The 7,622-nt window shown below is 71.2% G+C and carries 5 protein-coding genes; all 5 read left to right on the top strand.

Translation table 11 applies throughout. The features are described from left to right. On the top strand, positions 1 to 1,705 hold a 1,705-nt coding region (gene pglZ, locus ABZY11_RS07025), incomplete at its 5' end, for a BREX-2 system phosphatase PglZ (protein WP_356478123.1). Further along, on the top strand, positions 1,702 to 3,087 hold the full coding sequence (gene brxD, locus ABZY11_RS07020) for a BREX system ATP-binding protein BrxD (RefSeq protein WP_356478122.1): 1,386 nt from the start codon (positions 1,702 to 1,704) through the stop codon (positions 3,085 to 3,087). The genes pglZ and brxD, both read left to right, overlap by 4 nt. Next, on the top strand, positions 3,084 to 5,249 hold the full coding sequence (locus ABZY11_RS07015) for a DEAD/DEAH box helicase (protein WP_356478121.1): 2,166 nt from the start codon (positions 3,084 to 3,086) through the stop codon (positions 5,247 to 5,249). Before brxD ends, ABZY11_RS07015 begins: the two co-directional genes overlap by 4 nt. Positions 5,250 to 5,527: 278 nt before the next feature. Further along, the gene (locus ABZY11_RS07010; RefSeq protein ID WP_356478120.1) at positions 5,528 to 6,313 is read left to right on the top strand and encodes an SAM-dependent methyltransferase; all 786 of its coding nucleotides are present in this window, start codon (positions 5,528 to 5,530) and stop codon (positions 6,311 to 6,313) included. A gap of 86 nt (positions 6,314 to 6,399) precedes the next feature. After that, positions 6,400 to 7,608: a serine hydrolase domain-containing protein gene (locus ABZY11_RS07005; protein WP_356478119.1), complete on the top strand. Its 1,209-nt coding sequence runs from the start codon at positions 6,400 to 6,402 to the stop codon at positions 7,606 to 7,608. Positions 7,609 to 7,622 lie beyond the last annotated feature (14 nt).

The following is a 7,622-nucleotide window of genomic DNA, read 5'->3' as shown; positions in this document are numbered from 1 at the left end:
GAGCGATGCCCAGGCCGCACTGCGCGACCTCACCGGGCACCACCTTGCCGCGCTGTACGCCGACTCCACCGAGAAGGCCCGCACGGCGGTGCGCCTGGTCCGCTGGCTGAAGGACCCCCTGCAGCCCGTGGAATCGGTGGCCCACGGCGTCCAAAGCCATCTGACGTCCTCCGGCTGGGCCGATCTCGCCGTCGGGATCCTCGCCGAGGGCGACACCTCCCGGGACCCGGCCGTCGCTGACGCCTACCAGCGGTTGATAGGAGCCGTACGGGCACGAAGGGCCGCTCTCGACGAGCAGTTCGCCCAGCGGCTCGCCCTCTGGAGCGAAGGTGCCTGCCGGCAGGCACCCGGAGGCGCACTGCTCATCGAGGACGTACTGGCCGAGGCGGCCGTACCACTCAGCAGGACGCTCGAACGCGACGGCGGCGGAACGTCCGGCCGCGAGCCCGGCAGGCCGCTGATCCTCGTACTCGACGGCATGAGCGCCGATGTCGCCGTACAGCTCGCCGGTGCGCTCGACCGGCGGGCATGGACCGAAGTGGTCCCCAAGCCGCGCCCCGGCGAGGACGCCGCCCGCCGGGCCGCCGTGTCGATGCTGCCGTCCGTGACGACCCTCAGCCGGGCATCCCTGCTGTGCGGACAGCCCGCCGAGGGCGGACAGAGCACCGAACGCGCCGGGTTCACCGCTTTCTGGAAGAAGCGCCACCGCACCGCCCAGCTCTTCCACAAAGGCGGGTACGAAGGGCCGCCCGGTCACCGGCTGTCCCCCGAGGTACTTCAGGCCCTCGCCTCCGACGACATCGTCGGAGTCGTCCTCAACACCGTCGACGACGCGCTCGCCGACGGACGCGAGGGCGCCCGGGACCGGTGGGTGCCCGAGGACATCGGCAAACTGCCCGACCTGCTGAAAGAGGCACGCAACTACGGCCGTCCGGTCGTCCTCGTCTCCGACCACGGCCACATCATCGACCGCACCCCGCGTGACCACGGACAGCAGCCCCGGGCAGGCAAGGCCGAAGGCGCCAGGTGGCGCACCGGGACCCCGGCGGACGGCGAGATCGAGGTATCCGGTCCCCGGGTACGCGGCCGGATCACCCTGGCATGGCGCGAGGACCTGCGCTACACCGCCCGGCAGGCCGGCTACCACGGCGGTGCCTCCCTTGCAGAGGTCACCATCCCCGTGATCACCCTGGTGCCGTCCGCGGATCTGGTCCCCGAGGGGTGGACACTGCTGCCGGCCGAACGCATCGCCCCGGGCTGGTGGCACGACGACGAGAAGAGTCCTGCCACCGCGGTCGAGCCGCTCGCGGACGCCGACACGATGGTCCTCAGGAAGAGGCCGGACACCAGGCACCAGGAGACCGGGGACACTTCCGGTGAGGACAGCCCCGGCGCCCGTACCGTACGGTCCGCGTCCTACAAGGCCCAGCGCGAGTTCGTCCGTGGCGCACCCGCTGACAAGGCCGTCGCCGCCGTGCTCGACGCGCTCCTCGCGGCGGGGGGAAAACTGTCGCCCGGAGCGGTGACCGCCGCCGCCCAGGCCGCCACGGGGCGCTCGCAGCGCAACCCGGAACGCTTCGCCACCGTCCTGGAACGTCTCCTCAACATCGACGGCTACTCCGTGCTCCAGCTCGTCGAGTCCGGACGCACCGTCCAGCTCGACAGGGCCCTGCTGGAGCAGCAGTTCCTCGGAGAGACGGCATGAACGCACCTGCATCCGACGTCAGCGCCGTGCGGCGGCGCGACGTGGTCGACGCGCTGCGGCGCGGCACCGTTCCACAGGCCGGCCTCGGGCTTTTCGCCGTCGGCCTGGAGCGCTTCGAAGCGGCTCTCGACGACGATCTGGCCACCGCAGCCCGTGGGGGCTGCGCGTTCCACGCCCTGCGGGGCGAGTACGGCTCCGGCAAGACCTTCTTCGCCCGGTGGCTCGCCGAACGTGCCAAACGGCGCGGACTCGCGGTGAGCGAGGTACAGATCTCCGAGACCGAGACACCGCTGCACCGCCTGGAGACCGTCTACCGCAGACTCGTCGAACGCCTCACCACGGCCACCCACCAGCCCTCCGCCCTCCGGGCGGTCGTCGACTCCTGGTTCTACGCCCTGGAGGAGGAGGTCCTCGCCGCCGGTGAGGTCGCCGACGACGACGAGGAAGCGCTGGCCCAGGCCGTCGACGAGTTGCTGGAACGCCGGCTCGCCGACGTCGCCCGCACCACACCCGCCTTCTCCGCAGCCCTGCGCGGTTACCGCCGGGCGGTGGCCGCCGGCGACGGTGCGCACGCCGAGGCGCTGATCGCCTGGCTCGGCGGCCAGAAATCAGTGGCCGCCTCCGCCAAACGTGCCGCGGGCATCCGCGGCGACCTCGACCACTTCGGCGCCCTCGGCTTCCTCCAGGGCCTGCTGACCGTCCTGCGGGACTGCGGACACCCCGGACTGCTCCTGGTCCTCGATGAGGTGGAGACCCTGCAACGCGTGCGCGGCGACGTACGCGAGAAGTCCCTCAACGCGCTGCGCCAGCTCCTCGACGAGATCGACGCCGGGCGCTTCCCCGGCCTCTTCCTCGTCATCACCGGCACCCCCGCCTTCTACGACGGACAGCAGGGCGTCCAGCGCCTCGCGCCCCTCGCCCAGCGGCTCGCCACCGACTTCACCACCGATCCCCGCTTCGACTCACCACGCGCCGTCCAACTGCGGCTGGCCGGATTCGACCTGGACTCGCTCGGCGAACTCGGGCGCAAGGTGCGGGACCTGTACACAGGAGCGGCCCGCCACCCGCAGCGGCTCGCCGACCGGGTGGACGACGCCTACCTCGACGAACTGGCCCACGCCGTCACCGGGTCCCTCGGCGGCAAGGTCGGCATCGCCCCGCGCTTGTACCTGCGCAAGCTCGTCGCCGATGTCCTCGACAGGGTCGACGAGTTCCCCGACTTCGACCCCCGTGCCCACTACGCGCTCACCCTCAACAGCGCCGAACTCAACGAGACGGAACGGAGCGCGGCCACCGGCGCCGGAGACATCGAACTGGACCTGGGCCCCGAGCCGGACCTGGGCCGAGCCGGACCTGTCATGAAGGAACCGGACCTGTCATGAAGGAAGAGGCCGATGTCTTCGACCTCCTGGACCCCGTCCTCGGGCACCACATCGTCAACACCCTCGGCTGGCGCTCCCTGCGCCCCCTGCAGGAAGAGGCGGTCGAGCCGCTCCTGGGCGGCGAGGACGCCGTGCTCCTCGCGCCCACCGCGGGAGGAAAGACCGAAGCGGCGGCATTTCCTCTGCTGACGCGCATGAACCGGCAGGGCTGGAAGGGCACCAGCGTGCTGTACGTGTGCCCGCTCAAGGCCCTCCTCAACAACCTCCACCCACGGCTGCGGACCTACACCGGGTGGACGGGCCGCACGGCCGAGCTCTGGCACGGCGACATCACCACGGGCCGACGGCGCCGCATCCTTGCCCAGCGACCCGACATCCTCCTCACCACACCCGAGTCCCTGGAATCCATGCTGGTCAGCACACACGTCGACCACCGCTCCTTCTTCTCGGGACTCCACACGGTCGTGATCGACGAGGTGCACGCGTTCGCGGGCGACGACCGGGGTTGGCACCTGCTCGCCGTACTGGAACGCCTGAGCCGTATCGTCGGCCGCCCGCTCCAGCGGGTCGGCCTCTCCGCCACCATCGGCAACCCCGATGAGCTGCTGACCTGGCTTCAGGGCTCAGGACACGGGCGCCGGCCCGCGCGGGTTGTCGCGCCTCACCTTGCGGAGGGGAGCCGAGCGGACGTGGACACGGAGGGGCAGGCCGCCGCCACGCCGCCGCCGCCCGGGGATGTGGAACTCGACTACGTCGGTTCCGTCGCGAACGCCGCCACCGTCATCGCGGCCCTGCACCGCGGTGAGAAGCGCCTGGTCTTCTGCGAGACCCGCCGCACCGTCGAGGAACTGGGCGAGCAACTGCGCCTGAAGGGCGTCACGACCTTCCTGTCCCACGCCTCGCTGTCCGTCGATGAACGGCGGCGCGCCGAAGAAGCGTTCGCCGAAGCACGCGACTGCGTGATCGTCTCCACCAGCACCCTGGAACTCGGCATCGACGTCGGCGACCTGGACCGCGTCATCCAGCTCGACGCTCCGTCCACAGTCGCTTCGTTCCTCCAGCGCATCGGCCGCACCGGACGCCGCTCCGGCACCACACGCAACTGCCTCTTCCTCGCGCTCACCCCCGAGGGGCTGCTCTCGGCCGCTGCGCTTCTGCTGCAGTGGTCCCGTGGCTGGGTCGAACCCGTCGTCGCGCCGCCCGAGCCCCGCCACCTGGTGGCCCAGCAACTGCTGGCCCTGTGCCTGCAGGAGCACCGGGTCGGGGAGAACCTGTGGCGGGAGTGGTGGGGCGGCATGGGCCCCTTCGGGCCGGGCGCGCTGCCCGTCGTCCGCCACCTGGTCGAGGAGGGGTACCTGGAGCAGGACGGCGGACTGCTGTTCATCGGCCCGGAAGCTGAACGACGCTACGGTCACCGCCACTTCATGAACCTGACGGCGATGTTCACCGCCCCGCCGGAGTTCACCGTACTCAACGGCCGTACCGAGATCGGCCGCACCGACCCCGACCTGCTCACCGAGGAGATCGAAGGCCCGCGCAAGCTGCTTCTCGCGGGTCGCAACTGGCTGGTGACCTACATCGACTGGACGCGCAAGCGCTGTTTCGTGGAGCCGGCCGACGAAGGAGGTCGCGCCCGCTGGAGCGGCTTCGGCGCGGATCGTATCCGCTCCTTCGCCCTGACCCGCGCCGCCCGGGACGTACTCCTCGGCCAGGACCCACCGGTCCGCCTGACCGCACGCGCAACGGCCAAACTCGCCGAAGCACGTGACGTCCACCTGCACGCAGTCCACCCCGGTGGAACCGTGGTCACCCGGCACGCCGACGGCGACGTCCGCTGGTGGACATGGGCGGGCCACCGCGCCAACGCCACTCTGGCAGCGTCGCTGGCCTCGGTGGCGGCCCCGCATCGGCGCGTCAGCGACCAGTGGATCCGGCTCCGCGACGACCTCACGCTTCAGGTCTGGCAGATCGCCCGCGCGGATACCGGGGCGGGCCTGTGCCTGCCCGAGGTCGACAGCCGGGCGGTTCGCGGCCTCAAGTTCGGAGAAGCTCTTCCGCCCCGCCTGGCCGAAGCCACCCTCGCTGCGCGCATGACGGACGAGGAGAGCGCCGGCACGGTCCTTGCCGAACCGGCGCGCTTCATCACGCTCGGCTACGAGTAGTGCCGGGATGTGGGCACCGTTCACGGCTCCAGAGGGCATGCGCGGCAATAGTTCGGTGCAGCACCACGATCTGAGTTATGGCAGCACCTGGCCCGCCTCGTCGGACCCGACGTCGGCGCCGGCTCACCTGGCGTCGGGCGCCCCGCCCGCGCCGGGCGGCGGCTGCCCGGTTGCCTAGGCTGTTCCTGCTCGCCCGTCCTTCCGATGACCTTGTCGAGGTCGTGCCAGGGCAGGTGTGGTGTTTTCTGTCCGCGGTTCCGTAGGAGGAGGACTGTCCTGTGACTGCCGGTGTGCCCAGCCCTCGCATCGACACCAGCAAGCCCCACCCCGCGCGCGTCTACGACTGGTTGCTGGGTGGCAAGGACAACTATCCGGTCGACCAGCAGGTGGGGGAGAAGCTGCCCGAGGAGGCGCGGGGCAATGCGGCGCGGAATCGGGCCTTCATGCACCGGGCCTCCGCCTGGCTGGCCCGTAGTGGGGTCGAGCAGTTCCTCGACATAGGCACCGGCATTCCCACGGAGCCCAATCTGCACCAGGTCGTCCAGGCCATCACCCCGTCCGCCCGGGTCGTCTACGCGGACAACGACCCGATCGTGCTGCGGCACGCGGAGGCGTTGTTGGTCAGCAGCTGTGAGGGGGTCACCGACTACATCCACGCGGATGTGCGGCAGCCCGAGGCGATCCTCGAACACGCCCGTGGACTGCTCGACTTCGACCGGCCCATCGCGCTCTCCCTCATCGCGCTCATGCACTTCCTGCCGGACGACCAGGACCCGTACGGCCTCACCCGCACCCTGGTCGACGCGCTGCCCTCGGGCAGCTTCCTGGTGCTCTCGCACGGCACGGCCGACCAGCATCCGGAGCTGAGGCAGGAGACCGAGAGCGCGTACAAGAAGGGGGCGATCCCGCTGCGGATGCGTACCCGGAGCGAGGTCGAGCCCTTCTTCGGCGGGCTGGATCTCGTCGAGCCGGGGCTGGTCTTCGCCACGGAGTGGTACCGCGAGGAGCCCGCACCGGTGCGGGAGCGCAGTGGCTTCTACGTGGGTGTCGGCCGGGTGCGCTGAGCCGCCGGGGGAGCGCGTCCCGGACCGATGAATCCGGGGCGGTGTGGCGGCCCTGCTCCCGGGCGCACGAGCGAGAAGGTGGACCGATGAGCAGGACGAGCAGGACGGGCGAGATGGGTAATCTGCGCGATCTCCTGGAGCGGCACGTCGGCGGGGGACTGGCCCCGGGGGCCGTGGGCCTGGTGGCCCGGGGCGGCCGGACCGAGGTGGCGGCGGTCGGTTCCGCCGATGCGGACGGCACGGCCCCGATGGCCAGGGACTCGATCTTCCGGATCGCCTCCCTCACCAAGCCCGTCACCGCCGCCGCGGCCATGATGCTGGTCGAGGACGGCCGGATCGCGCTGGACGAACCGGTGCGGCAGTGGCTGCCGGAGCTGGTGGCACCGAAGGTGGTCCGTACGCCGGCCTCCCCGGTCGACGACGTGGTGCCCGCCGAGAGAGTCATCACCGTGACCGATCTGCTCACTTCGCGGGCCGGGTACGGCTTCCCGTCGGACTTCTCGCTGCCCGCGGTCGGGCTGCTGTTCAGCGAGCTGAAACAGGGGCCGCCACAGCCGCAGCTCGTCGAGGAGCCGGACGCCTGGATGGCCGCGCTGTCCCGTATCCCGCTGCTCCACCAGCCGGGCGAGGCATGGCTGTACAACACCTGCTCGGACATCCTCGGCGTACTGATCGCCCGGGTCTCGGACCGGCCGTTGCCCGATTTCCTGGCGGAGCGGCTGTTCGAGCCGCTCGGCATGGCCGACACCGGATTCGCCGTACCGGCCGACAAGGCCGACCGGTTCACCAGCTACTACCGCACCGCACCGGAGGGCGGCGGCCTTCAGCTGGTCGATGCCCCGGACGGGCAGTGGAGCCGGGTGCCGGCGTTTCCGTCCGGCACCGGCGGGCTGGTCTCGACGGCGGACGACCTGTTCTCCTTCGCCCGGATGCTGCTCGCCGGGGGAAGCGTCGACAGGGGGAGCACCGAAGGCGGGGGTGCCGACGGGCGACGGCTGCTGTCGGCCGACTCGGTGCGTCTGATGACCACCGACCACCTGACGCAGGCGCAACGCGACAGCAGCACGCTGTTCCTGGAGGGTCAGGGCTGGGGCTTCGGCGGTTCGGTCGACGTCGAGCCCATCGCCCCCTGGAACGTTCCGGGGCGCTACGGCTGGGTGGGCGGCACGGGAACGGCGGCGCACCTCACGCCCGCCACCGGCGCGGTCTCCATCCTGCTGACCCAGCTGGAGATGGCCGGGCCGACCCCGCCCACGCTGATGCGGGAGTTCTGGCAGTACGCGGCCGACGCCTGACGTCGGGGCGTCGG

This window comes from Streptomyces sp. NPDC006510, assembly GCF_040611955.1.
GTDB lineage: Bacteria > Actinomycetota > Actinomycetes > Streptomycetales > Streptomycetaceae > Streptomyces.
Note: the sequence above shows the minus strand (reverse complement) of the source record. Positions and strands in the feature narration are given on the sequence as shown.